Annotated in this window: 15 protein-coding genes and 1 rRNA gene; 7 read left to right on the top strand and 9 right to left on the bottom strand. The window is 66.2% G+C overall.

Features of this window, described 5'->3' with window-relative positions; genetic code table 11:
• Window positions 1-89: 89 nt before the first annotated feature.
• From BIU94_RS03700 to BIU94_RS03685, 4 genes are all read right to left on the bottom strand, one after another.
• Window positions 90-1,607, bottom strand: a complete 1,518-nt coding sequence (locus tag BIU94_RS03700) for an NERD domain-containing protein (RefSeq protein ID WP_071254340.1) — start codon at window positions 1,605-1,607, stop codon at window positions 90-92.
• Complete coding sequence (locus BIU94_RS03695) at window positions 1,604-6,313, bottom strand: sacsin N-terminal ATP-binding-like domain-containing protein (RefSeq protein WP_083404562.1); 4,710 nt, start codon at window positions 6,311-6,313, stop codon at window positions 1,604-1,606. The genes BIU94_RS03700 and BIU94_RS03695 overlap by 4 nt, the downstream gene beginning before the upstream one ends.
• Before the next feature lie 598 nt (window positions 6,314-6,911).
• The gene (locus BIU94_RS03690) at window positions 6,912-8,645 is read right to left on the bottom strand and encodes a DUF2075 domain-containing protein (RefSeq protein ID WP_071254336.1); all 1,734 of its coding nucleotides are present in this window, start codon (window positions 8,643-8,645) and stop codon (window positions 6,912-6,914) included.
• Window positions 8,632-8,952, bottom strand: coding sequence for a nucleotide pyrophosphohydrolase (locus tag BIU94_RS03685; protein WP_071254333.1), 321 nt, complete (start codon window positions 8,950-8,952; stop codon window positions 8,632-8,634). Before BIU94_RS03685 ends, BIU94_RS03690 begins: the two co-directional genes overlap by 14 nt.
• Before the next feature lie 196 nt (window positions 8,953-9,148).
• On the opposite strand from BIU94_RS03685, the gene BIU94_RS18060 reads away from it, so the two are divergent.
• Both BIU94_RS18060 and BIU94_RS18055 read left to right on the top strand, forming a co-directional pair.
• Complete coding sequence (locus BIU94_RS18060) at window positions 9,149-9,379, top strand: hypothetical protein (protein WP_254782936.1); 231 nt, start codon at window positions 9,149-9,151, stop codon at window positions 9,377-9,379.
• 245 nt (window positions 9,380-9,624) lie between these two features.
• Window positions 9,625-10,353: a hypothetical protein gene (locus BIU94_RS18055; protein ID WP_254782937.1), complete on the top strand. Its 729-nt coding sequence runs from the start codon at window positions 9,625-9,627 to the stop codon at window positions 10,351-10,353.
• A gap of 111 nt (window positions 10,354-10,464) precedes the next feature.
• Here the strand turns inward: BIU94_RS18055 and BIU94_RS03675 are convergent, their stop codons facing one another.
• Window positions 10,465-11,397 carry an NADP-dependent oxidoreductase gene (locus BIU94_RS03675; protein ID WP_071254331.1) on the bottom strand — a complete coding sequence of 311 codons (933 nt, stop codon included), beginning with the start codon at window positions 11,395-11,397 and terminating at the stop codon, window positions 10,465-10,467.
• 158 nt (window positions 11,398-11,555) lie between these two features.
• Window positions 11,556-11,756, bottom strand: coding sequence for a hypothetical protein (locus tag BIU94_RS17245; RefSeq protein WP_139195950.1), 201 nt, complete (start codon window positions 11,754-11,756; stop codon window positions 11,556-11,558).
• A 202-nt stretch (window positions 11,757-11,958) separates the two neighbouring features.
• Here BIU94_RS17245 and BIU94_RS03665 point away from each other — a divergent pair, with 202 nt between their 5' ends.
• Genes BIU94_RS03665 through BIU94_RS03650 form a run of 4 tightly spaced genes read left to right on the top strand, consistent with a single transcriptional unit; the run spans window position 11,959 to window position 15,486 of the window.
• Window positions 11,959-12,798 carry an ABC transporter ATP-binding protein gene (locus tag BIU94_RS03665; RefSeq protein WP_071254327.1) on the top strand — a complete coding sequence of 280 codons (840 nt, stop codon included), beginning with the start codon at window positions 11,959-11,961 and terminating at the stop codon, window positions 12,796-12,798.
• Entirely contained in the window at window positions 12,795-13,604 is an 810-nt protein-coding gene (locus BIU94_RS03660; RefSeq protein ID WP_071254325.1) for an ABC transporter permease, read from the top strand. Before BIU94_RS03665 ends, BIU94_RS03660 begins: the two co-directional genes overlap by 4 nt.
• Before the next feature lie 53 nt (window positions 13,605-13,657).
• Entirely contained in the window at window positions 13,658-14,863 is a 1,206-nt protein-coding gene (locus BIU94_RS03655; RefSeq protein WP_071254323.1) for a sensor histidine kinase, read from the top strand.
• Entirely contained in the window at window positions 14,860-15,486 is a 627-nt protein-coding gene (locus BIU94_RS03650) for a response regulator transcription factor (RefSeq protein WP_071254321.1), read from the top strand. Before BIU94_RS03655 ends, BIU94_RS03650 begins: the two co-directional genes overlap by 4 nt.
• Window positions 15,487-15,508: 22 nt before the next feature.
• Here the strand turns inward: BIU94_RS03650 and BIU94_RS03645 are convergent, their stop codons facing one another.
• Window positions 15,509-16,456 (bottom strand): AraC family transcriptional regulator, encoded by a 948-nt coding sequence (locus tag BIU94_RS03645; RefSeq protein WP_071254320.1) that lies wholly within the window; start codon window positions 16,454-16,456, stop codon window positions 15,509-15,511.
• 110 nt (window positions 16,457-16,566) lie between these two features.
• Between BIU94_RS03645 and BIU94_RS03640 the strand changes: the two genes are divergently transcribed.
• Window positions 16,567-17,340: an SDR family NAD(P)-dependent oxidoreductase gene (locus BIU94_RS03640; protein ID WP_071254318.1), complete on the top strand. Its 774-nt coding sequence runs from the start codon at window positions 16,567-16,569 to the stop codon at window positions 17,338-17,340.
• Window positions 17,341-17,351: 11 nt separating this feature from the next.
• Here the strand turns inward: BIU94_RS03640 and BIU94_RS03635 are convergent, their stop codons facing one another.
• Both BIU94_RS03635 and rrf read right to left on the bottom strand, forming a co-directional pair.
• Window positions 17,352-18,182: a hypothetical protein gene (locus BIU94_RS03635; RefSeq protein WP_071254316.1), complete on the bottom strand. Its 831-nt coding sequence runs from the start codon at window positions 18,180-18,182 to the stop codon at window positions 17,352-17,354.
• A gap of 108 nt (window positions 18,183-18,290) precedes the next feature.
• Window positions 18,291-18,407, bottom strand: a 5S ribosomal RNA gene (gene rrf, locus BIU94_RS03630).
• Window positions 18,408-18,560: the final 153 nt, after the last annotated feature.

The following is an 18,560-nucleotide window of genomic DNA, read 5'->3' as shown; positions in this document are numbered from 1 at the left end:
GTTGTAGATCACCTCCCTGTCGCCGCTGTCCGGCCCGACGTAGGCCGATCGCATGTGCGAAAGCACGATCGCCTGAGCATGAGTAAATGTCATCGAGTCGATATCCCTTGCCCTAGTGTTTGCTCAAGTCGGCTCCTGTCTTGCCTGGAGAGCACCACGTGCAGGGAGACACGAGCGCGGGTCACCGCGACGTAAAAGGCTGCAGTCCCGAAGTCGTCCAGAGCCTCAGGAACCCCGCACACGACGACGTGCTCAGCCTCCAACCCCTTCGCGAAGCGAGGGCTCGTCACCACGATGCCATCGACAGTAGTGGGCGCCGCTACGGACCGCGGGTCAATCACCCAGATGTCAGACTTCCGAGCTCCATCCGCCGCGAGTTCGCGCGCAATCTTCAGGCCATCGCCGACTGTAACCACCTCATTCCTGGTCAGCCACTGCACGCGCTCGCCGTGCACGATCCCCGGATCGCCGACGTCAGCACCCAGGTACTCCTGAATAACATGCACAATCGCACGCGTGTTGCGAACGTTCAACGATAGGTCTACGAGGATCGCCTCGGCGGCGATCAGGTCCGCCACATCCGGGTCGTAGTCGCCGTCGACGTGTGCCTGGTTATTGGGGTCCAGAAACATCCGCCACCGACCGGACGCTCGCCCACCGACAAGAACACCATCGAGGCGGTCCATCGCATCCGCGGTCATCATGTCCTGTGCCTCGTCGATGAGCACGACATCGTAGGGACCCGAACTCTCGACGTCCGCGAAAGGAATCACGTCGACGTTGCGATTACCGAGATGCGGCGCGAAGTACCGCAAGAGCGAGGGGGAGCGGAACGTCACGAGCACGGACCTCCCTTGCTCCTCTTCCTGTTTCGCAGCCTCGACAAGTATCAAGGACTTCCCAGTGCCTGCTCCCCCACAGACGAGCACACGCTGATTTCGCGCCAGGGCTGCGAGAACCCGCGCCTGGCCGACCGTGGCACGGTTCTGCTCCTCGATCACCGCACCGCGTTGTGCGTCTACTACCGGCATCCGAGTGAACTCACCGAAGAGACGCTCCCGCAGGTCCCCCAGCCGCGCGAGCTTTTCTCCGTGCGGCGCCCTCCTTGCATCCCGTACCACCATGTCAAGCGCCATAGATAGCTCTGTCGCTGTCATTGAGTCACGAGCCAGCCAGTGCGAGGGCTTCCAGTCAACCGAGTTTGGTGGAGCGTCGATGTCTGGGGTAATTACGACAGCCTCGTGGGCGTACCAGCCGAGCCTTTGCGCACCGAGGATGTCACGGAGCGCGTACGCCGCCGATCGTGCTTGCTCCATCGGGGACGTGCCGAGCTTATGCCAGTCTCCACGGCGATCAATGCTGTACCAGATACCGTCGTGCTTTCGCACGCCACCGCCCTTGACCTCAACGACAACGACGGTTCCCCGCCACAGGATGACGAAATCAGCTTCTGCCTGCTGTTTGTACGCGTGCGAGCGGAGACCGACAGAATAAAAGGCAACTGCGTCGGCGTCAGCCTCGACATCACGAAGGAGTCGGGCGACTCGCCGCTCGGCTTCACTGCGGGACGCTGTCTCGATATCGGTCAGCGAAGGAACAAGGATCATCCGCGCTGCTCCGCCCAGAGGGCCTCGTAGTCGTGGTATCCGAGGAAGTCGTTCATGGCACCCCAATTATCGGCTACATCGACGATGAGACATTCGTCTTTTCCGCCATTCTCGGTTCCCCGAAGGCCGCGGCCTGCCATTTGGATATAAGCGCCTGGGCTGAAGGTCGGGCGCGCGATGTAAAGCGCTCGAACACCCGGGGCGTCAAAACCCTGAACGAGGAGGTCACAATTGGCGAGAACCTGAATCTCATTGTTCTGGAACTGCTTAATCACCTTTCGACGCTGTTGCTTGCTCGTCTGTCCGCTGACAGATTCAGCGGCGATCCCTCGATAGCGCAGAGATGCGGAGAGGACCTGGGCCGAGAGCACGCTCGGGGTGAAGACCAGTACGGGCCATTCTGGGTGCGCTTCGAGCGTCTGGAGAATGTGTTCGACAAGGATCCGCATGCGTTGTTCGTTGCGGCCAATGCGCTCGTAGAGGTTTCGGTCGATCAGTTTGTTGGACCGAGGATCACCAGAAGGGGCGCTACTCAGTTCAAAGTCGAGTCCGGTCGGCAATACCTCATGCCTCACACTTGCAAGTACACCAAGCTTCACGAGCTCTTTGTACGGTTCTGGGTAAGGCAGTGCCAGCTTGGTGCCGAATCTCGCCTTTAGTTCCTTGGTCCCGCTGTCATCACCCGCTCGTCCTTTGAACGGGGTTGCGGATAGTCCGACTAGTGGCCTCTCCCAGCGGCGTCCATCGACGCCAAGCCACCGGAGGATCTTGGTGTATTCCGACGAGCCCGCTCGATGAGCCTCGTCGATGAAGACTGCCGCCGGCTTGCTGAGCCACTCATAGTCGCCCCGTCCGATGAGCTGGGCGAGCTGCGCGTCGGTCGCGACAACTACAGACAGTTCGGTTCCTGGTTCTTGAACGGTGTTCGAGCCCCACAAACGCCCAATCGTCAGGGGTCGTTCATCGCCGAGATGGCGCCAGACGGCTTGGAAGGTCTGAACGGCTTGTTCACAGAGCTCCTCCGACTGTGCAATCCAAAGGATCGTCCCCGAGAGCACCTCGTCGACGAACAGCCTGAGGACGGTCTCGGAGGCGACACGGGTCTTGCCCGCGCCCGTCGGCAGTTCGACCATGGCCTTCTGCGCAGGACCTTGAGCTGACGGTTGCGTCAGGACGGTACGTAGATCCTCGCTGATCTTCTTCTGGTAGGTGTGCAGACGGTTCAGCACCACCGCGCCAGGGACGACGAACTCCGGGGGCTGCTTTTGGTTCCGCTGACCCGCGTACTCTGCGCTAAACCCCATCTTCCGTACCCAGGACACAGCAGGTCCCGTGCTGCCCCAGGCCTCCGGAACGTCCGAATACCCGAGGTCTCGGAACCTGTCCGCCAGGATGCGGAGGGCGTCCGAGCCGTAGACCATCAGGAATAGTTCCGCGACGGGAGTCCCGTCGTTGACCAGGCCCTGCGCCTCAAGCGCGCTCCAAAGCCCTGTCGGAAGCGCTTCCCTCAAGTCGTCGGGGCCGACGTAGTGGTCGAGACGTTCGACATCGCTCCCAATGGCCTGCGCCTCCTGACGAAGGAGCTCAAGCTTATTGTCCAAACCCGCCTGAAGGATCTCAGCGAGCCGGATGTTGTCGAGGCGAAGATCGAAGGCGTTGTTGATGTAATCGAGGATTCTCCGGTCGTCTGCATCGCTCCTGACGATCAGGTCCTGACCATCAAGGTGCCAGTCTCGCGGCTGGTCCTCCGCACCATCCTCGGTGACCACCCGCTTTGCGATGAGCAGGGCGCGAGAGACTTTCGCCGAAGCGAGCGCGGCCCCGTAAGCCGAACGAAGCCCGGTGTAGACGTCAAGAACTCGCTGGGCGTCCTGCTGGCCTTCTACAACCATTGCGAACGAGAAGCTGTCAGCGAACCGACGGCATCCGACTAGGTCGACGAACTCGTCAACCAGCTCCGGGTCAACCCTCAGGAACGGTCGCTGCCGGCTCCGAAGGAACTGTTCTTCCTCCTCCGTGGACGCAAGGAACACTGTCGAGGGCGCATGCGGCTCGACGAGCCGCCTAACCCTAGCCGGGATTGTCGACGGCTGCTCACCGGCGTACGCGGCCTTCGTGGCTGCGAGGACGAACTCGGTCAGGACTGAGTCGTTAACGGACGGGAAGAGATCATCCTCGAGCATTTCCCGAAGCAGGTGTGCCGGCACTGCGTCAAGCTCGTTTGGCAGGTCAAGGGCAACCTGGACCTGGTGGGAGCCTTTGAAAAGCGGCAGGAGCGCACCGAAGCGCACGAGCGAAGGTGCGACAACGTCGCTCGGCACCCGAAACCCTCGCGATGTCGGGAGAAGACCTGCCTGTTGGACCGCCCATCGAGACGGAGGCAATATTCCGTGAGTGCGTCCGGTGTCGAGATCCTCGACGAACCATTCATGCTCGGGAAGCTCCAGGAGCAAAGTCGTCCACGACGCGCGCAGCTGTTCCGCTGCCTCAGCGTCCCGCAACATGAGCAACACAGAAAATGGTCCAGGCCCTGACCCCGGACTAACCTCCACTCGTTCGATGGCTCGCTCACCAGGCCCCCGCTGATTGTTGAGCGCGGCCACGGTAGCGGTGAGGTAAGCCTGGTACTCCGCCTCGTCCTCAAGGGAGAAGTCTTTCATCGGGCTCCGAGCGACCCCGAGCTTGTATGCGACCTCAGCCGTTGATCGACTCCGGTCGAGCATTCGCGAGGCGAAGCGCTCGGGCAGCGTCGCATCCACGTCGACTACCTGTTGTGGCCATGCCCAGCCTCCGTCCCGCGTCGGGACCTTGATCGACGCGTTTGAGACCTTCATCGACTTGATGGCCGTGCCCAGGCTGACGGAGAGGACCGCGTCCCAGAGCCTCTCGAGGTCCTCACTGGAGGGTTCGGTGGGCAGCGTCGCCAACCGTGCGTCGAGGATCGCTTCTGGATCTAGGTCCCGGAAGCCACGGCTGCGAAGGAGCGCCTCGACCCCGCCCTCCGCCAGGAACGCGGGGTCTACGAACACTGCGCCGTCGACAACCAGTCCTTCCTCCTGATGAAGGAACACGACACTTCGGTCATCGAGTGATTTCATGCCATCGCTTGTGGGAATGACCTTGGCAGACGTAATTCCTTCAAGCGAGATGTGTCCGATGACCGTCTTGAGAGCGTTTCCAGACGAGACGGGGTCATCACCCTCAGCCCACTCACGGAGCCAGCTCAGGAGGCCGCGCCTGGGCATACGATCCATCGCTGCACGGACGTCGCGGGCGCTGGGGTCGAGGTCCGGCTCTTGGGCGATCAAAAGAAGATCCCGAAGGCGCGTAGCTCTCTGTGAAGACCTGTAACAGTGCCAGTGAGGTACATCGACACCAGTGTGGGGCGACGCCATCCACCCCTGGTGGACGATGGCTTCGAAGCGAATCGACGGGTCCAGCGGACGGAGCTCCGACCCGTTTCGAAGGTGACCAGCCTTGTCCGGAATGTACTGGCCCGTGCCGGCCAAACTCAGGATGTGTGTTCGGAGGGCGTCTCCGGCGAATCCACGGCTCTCTTGGTCACGCTCGCGAGCGGGCAGGTAATCCAGGTGTCCTGCGGGGTCGTCAAGGGTCCGCAACCTAGGGAGCAACGGCGTAAAGAGCCCGGCGAGAGTCCTGATGATCTCGCGGTTGTATCGATTCTCGAGCAGATTTGTGCGGTCGTCGTTCACGCTCCACGGTGCGTTGAGCAGCGCTCCTACCGAGGTTTTGTCCTGAAGCGGGAAGTATGACCAGAACTGCCCTGGACCAAGTTGACTGCGTTGAATCGGGATGGCAACTGTGACCTTCACCTTTTCACGTGACACTGCCTCGCCAACTTCGTGTCGTGCCTCCGGCGATGGCTTGTGCATGTCGCTTTGAACGATCCATTCGTCTCCACTGCCATCTGGGCGCTCGATCCTGAACCTCTTGTCCCCCAAATCGAGGGACACGTGGCTTGTCTCGAACGGCTCGTCTCCGATCACACGCAACCGAACTTCCCGAACCGCGTCGACGAACAGCAGGAACTCGGAGGTGAACCCTCGTATCTCATCGCGTAGACGCTCGAGGTGTGTCGCCGCGGGGAGTTTGACGATCGTCGTGGCCCACGACCCGAGTTCCGCGAGCACGGGATCTCGCTCGAGCTCAGTTGCTGCGTCCAGAACTGTGGCGGTCCGGAGGATTGGATACCTCTTGGCCTTCGTGACCTCTGCCATCTCGGTTCGAGCTTGCGGAGAGTTGAACTCGAACGAGATGGATCGGCTCAACACCTGCGGCGCCTGCGAGACCGCGAGAACTGACTTGAATCCGAGACCGAAGCGTCCAATTTCGTCGCCGCGCTTCTCGCTCAGATAGGCCATCGTGACGGCCGTCAGCCCGCTCTTGGAGAACGGCCTTCCCGCATTCGCGCAATACAGCACGCCGCGGGTTGTGTCAAGGACTATCTCGACCCGTCCCGAGTGGTCCCTGCTAGTTTCGGCACCACCTGCCAGAGCATCGGCCGCGTTCTGAATGAGCTCGAGAAGCGTGCGGTTTGCGTAGCCCCCGGTACGGATCGACTCTTCGTGGTTGGCATGCTCGGAGACCAGGTGCGGATGGACCCGGTAGGACTCGATAGTCCGACTGAACTGGTCCACGACCTCGCGCACGAGCGACGCGTCCGGCTCCCACGATTTGAGGTCCAACGTCGCACCTGAATGTAAGCCCAAGACCGTGCCCCTTCAACGGTTTCTCCGCGAGACGCAGTTACAGCGTCACGAAAGTTCTTCGACGAGCGAGAAGCTCGACTGTTGTCCGTGGAGCGTACTGCAAAGAACACAGATCTCGCGTGACGATGACTCTACGTAGACTGAAGCCTCGCGTCACGTGCCCTATCCGGGGGCCTGAGAGCTCGCGGCAGTGCGGCCCGCCCTTTCACAATGCGTCGAGGACCATGCCACACCGCTGGCCGCCTCTGCTTCACCACCTAAGCCCGCCCTCTACACGGATCTCCAGCCACCCCAGGAGGAGAGGCATCCATCCTCCGAGCCGCCAGCAACCCCAGGGCGAACGTGGCAGCATCATCGTGCGCTGTGTGCAATCGCTTGAGATATCAGTTTGCGCCCGTCTAGCCATAATCAGTTGATGCACGATCTACACTTAGCTAACGCTCGCCATCCAAAATGTGCGTATCGCCGAAAACAGATGATCCGCTGATCCAGGTCCGCTACAACGCGTTCCACTGGTGTGCGAGTCAAGGCGCAACGTGGGGCCGCTTGAAGGCGTCAGCGGACGATGAGTAAGTCAGTCAAGAATCGTTGGATCCGAGAAGAATTTCTGCAGCTCGACCCTCAAGGGACCATCGCAAACGTAGAGATAGGCGCCGCGAACTCCTCGCGACAGAAGGACAGAGTAGATGTTTGAAACAAAATTCAGTAAATCGGATTCCTCATAAACAATTCCCAACCGTAAGTTATTTTCCATACCTTTTTTGTCGAAGTAGTGCGACCTATCGAAACCGATGCGCTGAGATCCGGGGTCGAACCGTAAGTCCGGCCCGACGATCACGCCGACATAGTTGAGGTCGTATCCCTGCACGGTGTGGATCGAGCCGACCTGATCAACGGCACCAGGGGAGTTGATCCAGTCCGTCTGTGTCTGGTTCCACTGCAGCTCGCGACCGTCGATCTCGATGTCGATGGCGCTCTTGTCATGCTTGCTCTTCCACTCCCACGCGTACCCGGCGACGAGCCTTGAGAGGCCCACTTCGTCGTCGCGCGCCCGGATGGCATCATGCATCTCCCCCAGGTCGTCGAACATACGGAACTCGTAGTCGCCAAATGTCCGTGGCTCCGGCGACTCTCCTCGCATGACAGCGCGGACGTAGGAGACGTAGTCGGCCCCGCCTTGCACGCGCATCTGGGTGAAGAGCCGGTAGTACCGATCGTGCTGCCTCGCCTCTCTCACGAGGCCCGCCTGCAGTTCCTGCGGCAGATCCGCTGGGCGTACGCTCTGCTCTGAGTCAAGCAGGAAGATCTGGTGTCTGCTCCGGTCTCGGATCCAGTCGAGCTGGGTGTAGTGGTCAGCATCAGCGCCGAAGAGCTGCTCATTGATCTCGCCGAAGCTCTTATTCTGCGGCCCCGACGCTTGGTTCGCGCGGTGGTTCAGACGGTGCGACTCGTCAACAACCAGCAGGTCCCACTTCTCAGCACTCTTCCCCACCTCGAACGGGGTGAGCACCATGGTCTTCTCGAGGCCAGGGGTCTTGCGGAACACGCGCTTCAGAGAAGCGCGGAGCGCCTGCTGCGGGATGACTAGGCCGACGCGGAAGTCAGTCAGGCGCTCACGGTTCTCCTCGGTGAAGTAGTCCGAGAACATCGAGTCCCCGTCCACCTCGTCGATCCCGACGCCGTTCGCGATGTCGCGGAGCAACTTGAGCAGGTAGACGGCCACGATCGTCTTGCCTGTCCCCGGGTCGCCCTGCACGACGATCGTGCTGCCGGCGCCCGTTGATAGGTCGTCGAACAACCCCTCGAGGATGTCCTCCATCACGACGGCCTGATCACGGTTGAGCGCCTTGAATGGGGAGAGTTTGAACAGCTCGCTGTTCTCGATTTCGGCGATGCTGCGTGTGAAGAGCTTCTGCTCGCGCAGCGCTTCGAAGATCTCCTCGAAGGTCTCTCGGTACCGCGCACGGTCGTAGTAGTCCGCATTGACGACACCCTTGTTGCTGTTGAGGACGGTGTACTTGTCGTCTCCAGCGAACAGTCCGATCAGCTGCGACTCCAGGTCCAGGCACACGGACTTGTTGAAGGTGCTGTCGAGTACTAGGCGCACGGCCTTCAACGACCGTCGTTCTGCGGAATCGAGGTGCTGCCGCATGCGTGAGGCAATGTTGAGCGTCTCGCCGACGTAGACACGCTTGCCGTCGTCGAGGATGTACACGACGGGCCAGTTCAGGAACCGAGGGTCCTCTTCGCGCCACAGCCGCAGATGCCGCTCGTTGAACGGGAGCTGTGCGATGTCAAAGCTGGTCATACTTCGTGCTTCGTCCTCGGGCCTGATCGATTGGGTACTTGTCCCGAGTGAGGGCGAGTTTCTCGCGAATGATCTCTGCGGGATCGGAGCCGAGTCGATCGGCGAGTAGGTGGCAGTAGGTGAGGACGTCGGCGAGTTCGAGACGGACGCGCGCCACATCGGCCTCAGACGTCCACTGGAAACACTCGAGCAGTTCCCCTGCCTCGATCGAGATGCTCTTCGCCAGGTTCTCCGGCGAGTGGAATTGAGCCCAGTCGCGGTCCGCCACGAACTCACGGAGTTCCTCGCGTAGCCCTTCATCCGCCATGTCCGCACGCTAGCAGGCCAGCGAAGATTGCCCCGAACCAAGTCCCACTGACGCGATGTGAACCGGGCTCCGTGGGCGGCAAGCGTCCGCCGAGAGCACGGAGTCAAGCAAGAGTTTCGCAAGGTCCGCGGTTCATGCGACGATGTCGACCAACACCGCGTACCCGAGCGCGGCTCACGCAAGAGGACAACCGAACATGACCGAACCCGACGCTGCCGACGTGACCCTCGAAGCCGAGGTCCCCGAGGAAGACGTGACTCGGAACATCGCGAAGGCCGTGACCGGCCGTCGTGCCCTCGCCCGGCAGTACATGAAGTGGCTCCGCCGTCGAAACCCTTCGGCCACCCCCGCCGACATCGTTCAGATGCTCGAACGCCACTACACGACCTCGATCACGACGGCAGGGGCCGCGATCACGGTGGGATAGATCGCGGCGGACATCGCGATTGCCTCGATTCCTGTTGCGGGCCCGGCCGTCGCCGGAGCGAAGAGCGCGGGCGCGCAGGCCGCGAAGGCCGGCACGAAGGGCGCGATGAAGGTGGCCGCGAAGAACCTCGCAAAGAACGCCGCTCAGACCGGCGCGCAGCCGTACGACTACTTCCGGCCGGAGACCAGCAGCTGCAGTTCGAGATCACGGCAGTCTTCGGTCTCGCGCTTGCCGACCTCCACGCCATGGACCTCGATGAGGACCAGGCGCAGGCGCTGATCCTCGGCCTCACCAACGAGCGAGTGAGTCAGCAGCAGATTGCTGCGATGGCGAATGACGTCGCTGAGGTCTCAGCGGGCGGCACGGTGGGCACCGGTCAGGCGATCGCTGCAGGTCGAGACGATTGGTCCCACTGGGCCTCGACGCTGTCCAACGCGTTGCCGGGTGGCGCCGCCCAGAGCCTCGTCCGCACGATCCAGACCGGCGAGCTCGACCCGATCCGCGAGGGGATGACCGGCAAGCAGCGCGCGACAGTCGAGTACGGCGTCGGCGCGGTGACAGGCGGAGTAGCCCGTTTCGTGTTCGGCCGCGACGTCGTGAAGTCATCCCGCGCCGCTTTCCCCGAAGCGCCGGAGACGTTCCCGGAGCACCTCACGATCTCGGCCGATACCGACTCCGAAGAAGCGGCTTCCGAGAATCGTGCTCTGGCGGCGTTGGAAGATGCTGCCCGGTCGACCGGTAGTTGGGTGAGCGGGGCTGCTGGAGCAGTCGGTACCGATGTTTCCGGTGCGGCGCGCACCGCCACGCGAGTCTTCCGGCGAGTCGATCTAGACGGCGACGGGGTGCCCGATGAAGCGCAGGCACTCACTGCGGCGAAGCAGGTCGGCGGCCGGGTGGCCGGAGCTGCCGATGCGGTGGGCGGCAAGGTCGTTGACCTCTTCCGCTCGCGCAAGTCCTCGACTCCCGGCGAGTGAGCCCTTGAAAGAACTCCCGACAGGAGCCGAGCAGTAGCAGCGGCCGACTGACGGACGAGAGGCGCGGCACCACCTGGCACCGCGCCTCCCGTCCATGACCACGTCAGCAACTCACCAAGTGAGCACAAACCGCCCCCGCGTCCCGCCAGCCTCCAACCGCTCATGCGCCTCCACAGCCCGAGCAGCTGGCAGCACCTCGGCGACCCGCGGCGTCACCGTCCCGCTCTCGACCGCGTGCCGCAGGTGCTCGAGCTTGTCGAACGACCGGTACTCCGAGAACACCATCACCTGCACGAACTCGATCCCCCGAGCTCCGTTGCCCTCCCAGCCCCGCACGTCGAAGAACACGCCGCCGTCGCGAACAGCGTCTACCACCGAGTCCCGCTGCACCGCAGCATCGGCGAGCGCATCGACCCCGTCCGGCACGAGCTCGCGCACCGCGGCAGCGAACCCGTCACCGCGAGGCACGATGTGGTCCGGCCCGAGCGACCGGACCAGCGCCTCGTCCTTCTCAGCTGCGTCCGCGATCACGGTCAGCCCGGCGGCCTTCGCCAGCTGTACCACGTAGTTCCCGAGCAGCCCCGCGGCTCCGGTCACGGCGAGCGTCTGCCCCGGCGCGAGCGAGGCGTGCGACAGGATCTGCAGCGCCGTCAGCCCGTTCATCGGCACCGTCGCCGCTTCCTCCACCGAGGTCCCCCGCGGGATGCGCGTGAACGACCCCACCGGCGCCACGAGCTCCTGCACGTAGGCCCCGCCGTGCGCACTGAGCGGCAACGCCATCGCCATGACCTCGTCGCCGATCTCCCACCCGGACACGTCGGGCCCGACCTCGTCGATGACGCCGGCGGCGTCCATGCCCGGCACGTACGGCGGCGAGGCCTCGGAACTGTCGCGCTGGCCCGCCCGCACTGCGGTGTCGGTCGGGTTCACAGCGAACGCCTGCACCCGGATCCGCACGGATCCGGCTCCAGCGTGCGGCTCCGGCACCTCGTGGGCGGCGAGGGCCTCCGGCCCTCCGAACGTTTCGACTCCGATGACCTGCATCCTCCCGGTCTACGCGCCGGTTGCTTGACGCAACCTGACGCGACCACCCCCACGGCCTGGAGGCCCTGCACCACCCCGCCCCGCGCCTCCCGCCCGTCAGGGGGTGCGGTCCACGGCACGTGGTGCGCCATGCTGCTCCGAGTGTCCCGACGAGCTCCTCACCCGGTCCGACGGTCCGGGGATTCGCCGAGGAGCTGACCGCTCTCCGCCGACCCGCTCGCGACGTCCTCGAGGGCACCCGCCAGGAGCCATGGCAGGACTTCAGGCAGTTCCGCATCGACATCGACGAGGCCGCCCAGACCTGAACGCTCGTCCGCCCGCATGCCGAGCCGGCCTCCTGACGCGACGGCGTGCTGCATGATCCCGACGACGGTCCGGGATTCGGACGCAGTACTGAGACGTTGACGGTTCCGGTTCACGATCCCCGACGATCGCGAACCAGAACCGTCACCGGCCGAAAACCGAACCACCTCCCCCGCCAGCACCATCCCCCGATCGGACGATGCCGAGACCACCGCCCCGGTCGATCCCCCACGGCCGCCCCGCGGCAAAGCTGGACCCATGCCCGACTCCCCCGCCATCGAGGTCCACCACCTCGGCAAGCAGTACCCCACCGGCAAGCAGGCCGTGGACGACGTCTCCTTCACGGTCCAGCCCGGCGAGACCTTCGCGCTCCTCGGCCCGAACGGCGCCGGCAAGTCCACGACGGTGGAGATCCTCGAGGGCCACCGGTCCCGCACCGCCGGCGAGGTCCGCGTCCTCGGCCACGACCCCGCACGTTCGAGTCGCAGCCACAACGCCCGCATCGGCATCGTCCTGCAGACCAGCGCCGAGTCCCCGAACGTCACGGTTGCCGAACAACTGAAGCACTTCGCGACGCTCTACCCCGAGCACCGCGACACCGAGGAACTCCTCGCCGCGACGGGACTCGAGGCGCAGCGCAACACCCGCATCAGCCGACTGTCCGGAGGCCAGCTCCGCCGGGTCGACGTCGCCCTCGGCATCATCGGCCGCCCCGAGGTCCTGTTCCTCGACGAGCCGACCACGGGCTTCGACCCGGAGTCCCGCCACCGGTTCTGGGACCTGCTGGGCCAGGTGCAGGCCGAGGGCACGACGATCCTGCTCACCACGCACTACCTCGACGAAGCCGCGCACCTCGCCGACCGCGCCGCGGTGATCGCCGACGGCACGCTGCTCGAGGTCGCACCGATCGATGAGCTCGGCGGCGCCGCGGCCCGCACGCCCCGGGTGCGCTGGCGCGACGACGCCGGCGCGCACCACGACGAGCGCACGACGGATCCGACGGCGTTCATCCGCAGCAGCACCGCGGTCATGCACGACCTCGAGGTCATCCGCCCGTCCCTCGAGGACGTCTACCTCGACATGGTGGGCACGAAGTGAGGACAGCGACGAGCCGCATCGCGTACGAGCTCCGTTCCTCGTTCCGCTCCCCCGACGCGGTCTTCTTCACGTTCCTGTTCCCGGTCGTCATGCTGGCGCTGTTCTCGGTGGCCTTCGCCGACGCCGACCCGATCCGCGCCGTGGCGGTGGAAGGCCGCCCGGTCGACGTCGACTACGCCACCTACTACCTACCCGGGCTCGTCGCGACGGCGATCCTGCTCTCGGGCACGCAGGCCCTGGGCGTCGACATCGCGACGGAGCGCAGCGACGGCACGCTCAAGCGTCTCGGCGGCACACCCCTGCCGGTCCTCAGCTACTTCGTCGGCAAGGTCGGCATGGTCGTCGTCACGACGGTCGCGCAGATCGTCCTGCTGCTCGGCGTCGCGAGCCTGGTGTTCGGCGTCGCCCTGCCGACCGACGCGGGCGACTGGGGCGTCTTCGCCGGCGTGGTCCTCCTCGGCATCACCACGAGCTGTGTCCTCGGCGTCGCGATCTCGGCGCTCCCCCGCGAGGGCCGCCGCGCCACCGCCACGATCGTCCCCGTCGTCCTCGTGCTCCAGTTCATCTCCGGTGTCTACCTGCCCTTCGTGCAACTGCCCGCCTGGCTGCAGGACGTCGCGTCCGTCTTCCCCCTGCGGTGGATGGCATCCGGCATGCGGTCCGTCTTCCTGCCGTCGGGGTTCGCGTCGGCCGAGCCGGGAGGCGCGTGGCACCTCGGCACAGGAACGCTCGTCCTGGCAGCGTGGCTGGTCCTGGGCACGGTGGCCTGCCTGCTCACGTTCCGGTGGATCCGCAGGGACGCGTGACGGCCCCTGTGGAGAACCCGCTGCGCGGCTCCGGAGGATGGGATGCTGGGGTCATGGACCCGATCACCGCGCACCGCAACCGGGGTCTGCACGTCGCCGTCGGTGTCACGATCGCGGTCGTCGCGGCGATCGCTGCCTTCGCCTGGTCCCCGTGGTCGACGCGGTGGCCCGCGTTCGCGATGCTCGTCGTCCTCGCCCTCGCGTACGGTGCGTTCGGCTGGCGCGGCTACGACGTCCGCCGTGCCGCGGCCGGGTTCCTCCCGCTGCTGGTCCTGTCGGCGCTCGTGCTGCCCGCGGTGGTACCGAGCGCGGCGTTCATCCAGTGCGTCCTCTTCCCCGTCGCGTGGAGCCAGGTCGAGCGGGTGCGGACCGCGATCGCCCTCTCCCTCGCGATCGGCGTCGCGGCTGCGGTCGGGCTGCAGATCGCATCGGGGCCGAGCGCGCTCGGCAGCACCCTGCTCATCGAGGGCATCAGCGTCGCCGGTGCGTGCGCCCTCGGCCTCTGGATCACGCGCATCGCACGGCTCTCCGACGACCGACGCCGACTCATCGAGGAACTCCGGACGGCGCAGGACTCCCTCGCCGAGGCCCACCGCGCCGCCGGTGTCACGAGCGAGCGGGAGCGCCTCGCCCGCGAGCTCCACGACACGGTCGCGCAGGACCTCGCCGGGATCGTCATGCTCACCGAACGGGCCCGTGGCGACCTCGCCGCCGAACACCTCGACCGGCTCGGCGAACGGCTCGCGGTCCTCGAGGAATCCGCCCGCCTCGCGCTCGAGGAATCGCGGACCCTGGTCGCGGCCGGAGCGGCCGGCATCGTGAGCGACGGACTGGCCGCCGCCCTCCACCGGCTCGGTGAACGGTTCACCCGTGAGACCAGCATCGCGGTCGTCGTGGACGCCGTCGACGAGCCGCTCGGTCGCGACGCGCAGGTGGTGCTGCTCCGTACCGCGCAAGAGGCACTCGCCAACGTTCGGTCGCACGCCCGCGCGACGTCAGCGCGGGTCACGCTGCGCATCACCGCGGCCCAGGCACGACTGACGGTCGCGGATGACGGCGTCGGCTTCGATCCCTCGGTGCCGAGCGCTGGTCACGGGCTCCCAGGTCTGCACGAGCGGCTCGCCCTCGCCGACGGCACCTGCACGGTCACGAGCGAGCCCGGGCGGGGCACGGTCCTCGAGGTCACACTGCCCGTCGCTCGGACAGGCACGGACTCTGTGCACCCGGTGGCGCTCGCGACGGCAGAGGTGCTGCGGTGATCCGCGTCGTCGTCGCGGACGACCACCCGATCGTCCGCGCCGGCATCGTCGCGCTGCTGCAGACCGCCGCCGACGTCGAGGTCGTCGGCCAGGCGTCCGACGGGCACGCCGCCGTGTCCCTCAGCCTCGCGGAGCGACCGGACGTCGTCCTCATGGACCTCCGCATGCCCGGCCTGAACGGCGACCAGGCCACGGCGCAGATCCTCGCCCGCGAGCCGCAGGTGCGGGTCCTCATCCTCACCACCTACGAGACCGACGACCAGATCCTCGCGGCGATCGAGGCCGGTGCCGCCGGCTACCTGCTCAAGGCCGCACCGGAATCCGAGATCCTGGCGGGCCTCCGCGCCACCGCGCAGGGCGGCACGGCGCTGGCCCCCGCGGCGGCCGCGGCCCTCGTCCGTCGGACCGCCGGCAAGCCCGCTCCCGGTCCGTCGCTCTCACCCCGCGAGCTCGACGTCCTGCAACTCGTCGCGCAGGGCAACTCGAACCCGCAGATCGGTCGCACGCTGTTCCTCAGCGAGACCACGGTGAAGACGCACCTGGGACACGTGTTCGAGAAGCTCGGGGTGAACGACCGGACCCGCGCGGTGACCCGCGCGATGGAACTCGGCCTCCTCCGCTGATCCATCGCGCGGCGTCGCCCGACTACACCGCGGGCGCGAGCGCGAGCTGTTCCCGGGCCACCAGGGCGTCGGCGGCGGGAGGCCGTCCGTACGCCTCCCGGTAGTCGCGCGAGAAGTGCGAGGCACTGCGGTACCCGACGGCGGCCGCGGCACGCGCCGCGGTCTCGGCGTGCAGGACCATGCGGCGCCGCGCTTCCCCGAGCCGGGTGCGCTTGAGGTACTGCGCGGGCGACATCCCGGTGGCCTGCTTGAAGCGGGCGAACAGGGTGCTCTCGCTGACCCGGAGTTCCCGGGCCAGGCGCTCCATCGACCACGGCTCGGCCATCCGGTCGGTGAGCAGTGCGGTCGCGCCGGCGACGACCGACGTGCCGATGCCGTCGAGTGCCGCCATGATCCGCGGCGCCTGCGCGGTCTGCAGCAGGCGGAGGACGACCTCGCGCGACACAAGAGGGAACAGCACAGGGATGTCCTCGGGCGCGTCGAGCAGGGCGAGGAGCCGGGCGACTGCGTCGGCGAGGGGCGACGTCCACGTGGCGAGCCGCGGCAACTCCTCGGTGGGGCGGACCGCCGACGAGGACATGGACGCGACGACCTCGCTCACGACCAGTGGGTCGAGCCGCCAGATCGCGGAGACGAAGCCCTCGTCACCGGCGGTGTCGACGACCCCGGCGACGACCGGCAGGTCCACCGGCGTGATGATGAACCGCTCGCGTCCCCACACCTGGTCGTCGTCCCCGACGATCGAGCGCTTCCGCCCGCGCAGGACCATCGACAGCGACGGCACGTACCGGCGGTCGAACAGCCCGGTGGGCTCGTGGACGCGTGACATCGTCAGCCCGAGCGACTCAGCCCGGTGCACCGACGCCGGTCGGGCGACGACCTCGACCGTCGACGCGCGCTCCAGGACCGCTGCGTGCCGCGAGGCGACCCCAGCAGCCCGGTCGAGGTGTTGCGCCGTGACGTCGTCCACGAGCCCACGCTACGCGCCCGCGCAGTTCGCCAGCGACCCGCACGCGATCCGGCAACCTTCTCGCCGGATCCGGCAAGGCCGCCGATGGCACGCGGACCGAGCATCGAAGCATGACCACTGCACCGAACGAACCCACCACTCCCCGTACCGCCCTCGTCACCGGCGCCTCGAGCGGCATCGGCGAGGCCGTCGCCCACGAGCTCGCCGCCGCCGGTCTGACCGTCGTCGTGCACGGACGCGACGCGTCCCGTACCCGCGCCGTCGCGGAGGCCATCGAGCACCGCGGTGGCAGAGCCGTCCCCGTCGTCGCGGACCTCGCCGCGTCGGCCGCTGAGGTCCGAGCCTTCGCCGCGCACGCCAGCGATCTGGCCAGCGGCCGCATCGACGTCCTCGTCAACAACGCCGGCGTGTACCCAGGCGGCCCGACCGAGTCGCTGTCCGACGACACCGTCGACGCGCTCCTGGCGACGAACATCCGTGCACCGCACGCCCTCGTCGCAGCACTTGCACCTGCGATGGCCGAGCGCGGCACGGGCGCCGTGGTCAACATCGGCTCGTGGATGGCCCGGGTCGGCGTCCCGTTCATGGGGCTCTACCCCGCGACGAAGGCCGCGCTCGAGCAACTCACCCGAGCCTGGTCGGCGGAGTACGGCCCCCGCGGCGTCCGCGTCGTCACGGTCGCTCCCGGAGCGACAGCGACGCCCGGCAACGCCGATGCCGCCGACGCCCTGGCGGCGATGACCCAGGGCACGCCGGCGGGCGTGCCGGTACGACCCGTCGACGTCGCCCACGCGGTGCGGTGGGTCGTCTGCGACGAAGCTGCCTTCGTGCACGGGGGCACCATCGACGTCGACGGTGGGATCGCCTCGACGCGTCTGCGCTGACGCGGCTCGGATCAGGACGGCCCGGACGGGTCGAACGGGATGCAGTCGCTCTGGACCAACAGCACGTCGTCGGCGCGCTTCCACGTGATCGACGCATCGGCCGAGTACACGGCCAGCTCGAGGTACTGCGGACGCTCGGTGAAGCTCGTACCCGACCCCTCGCTGCTCCAGGCGGACCGCAGCGCCGACACCGCCTGCTCCCGCTCGACCCGTCCGCCGAGTGTGAAGCGCTCGTGGAACACCCGACAGGGGTTGCCGGCCGCACTCGTGCTCTCGGTGAACCACCGCCGGCCCCGAGCCTCACCCGGGTTGACGTGCAACTGCGCGAGCGCGTCGTCGACCCACGGTCCGATCGCTTCCCGCGCTTCGGCCGCCGACGCGGGGCCGTCGCCGTACTCGACGCCGTCCAGTTCGTCGAGCCGCTGCTGCTCCCGGTACGCGCGTTCATCGCCGGCGGCACGGGGCAGCACGTCGAACGCCGGCACGACGACGAGCAGCACCACCGCCAGCAGCCCGAGCCCCGACACGACGGTGGTTCCCCACGCCACCTCGACGGACCGACGAGCACAGAGCGCGCGGATCCCCGCCACGAAGGCCGGCACCGTGGCAGCGAGCCCGAGCACCAGCGCGATGACCTGCGGTACCGCCGCTCCTCCACCGTCGTTCGTGCTCCGCCAGGCGGTGCCGATCTGCGCCACGAACTCGAGCACGAGCGCCACCAGCACCCCGACCGGCGCCACCACGATGCCGAAGACCAGACGGTTCCGCCGGAGCCGCGCGCCGCCGTCGTTGTCCGAGCTGACGGTCCCGGCCGACTCCCTCGTCCTTGTTCGATCGTTCATGCGTTCCTCCCCCGGCGCAGACGCTAGCAGTGTGATGCATGAACGCCCCGGGAACGCAGAAAACCCCTGACCACGAATGGTCAGGGGTTCCCTGGTGTTGCAAATTAAGTCCGGCGGCGTCCTACTCTCCCACAAGGTCCCCCTTGCAGTACCATCGGCGCTGAGAGGCTTAGCTTCCGGGTTCGGAATGTGACCGGGCGTTTCCCTCTCGCTATGACCACCGGAACACCTTCGACCAGATCATGCATTGGTCTCAAAGCTGTCCCAGCTGTAGCTGAGTTATTCAGTTTCGATTCCCGATCGTCTGTCGGGAACCACAAAGTGGACGCGAGCCCCACACCGAAGTGTGGGAAATAGTTGTGTTGTCAAGTCTTCGGC

It is taken from the genome of Curtobacterium sp. MMLR14_006 (genome assembly GCF_001864985.1).
GTDB lineage: Bacteria > Actinomycetota > Actinomycetes > Actinomycetales > Microbacteriaceae > Curtobacterium.
Note: the sequence above shows the minus strand (reverse complement) of the source record. Positions and strands in the feature narration are given on the sequence as shown.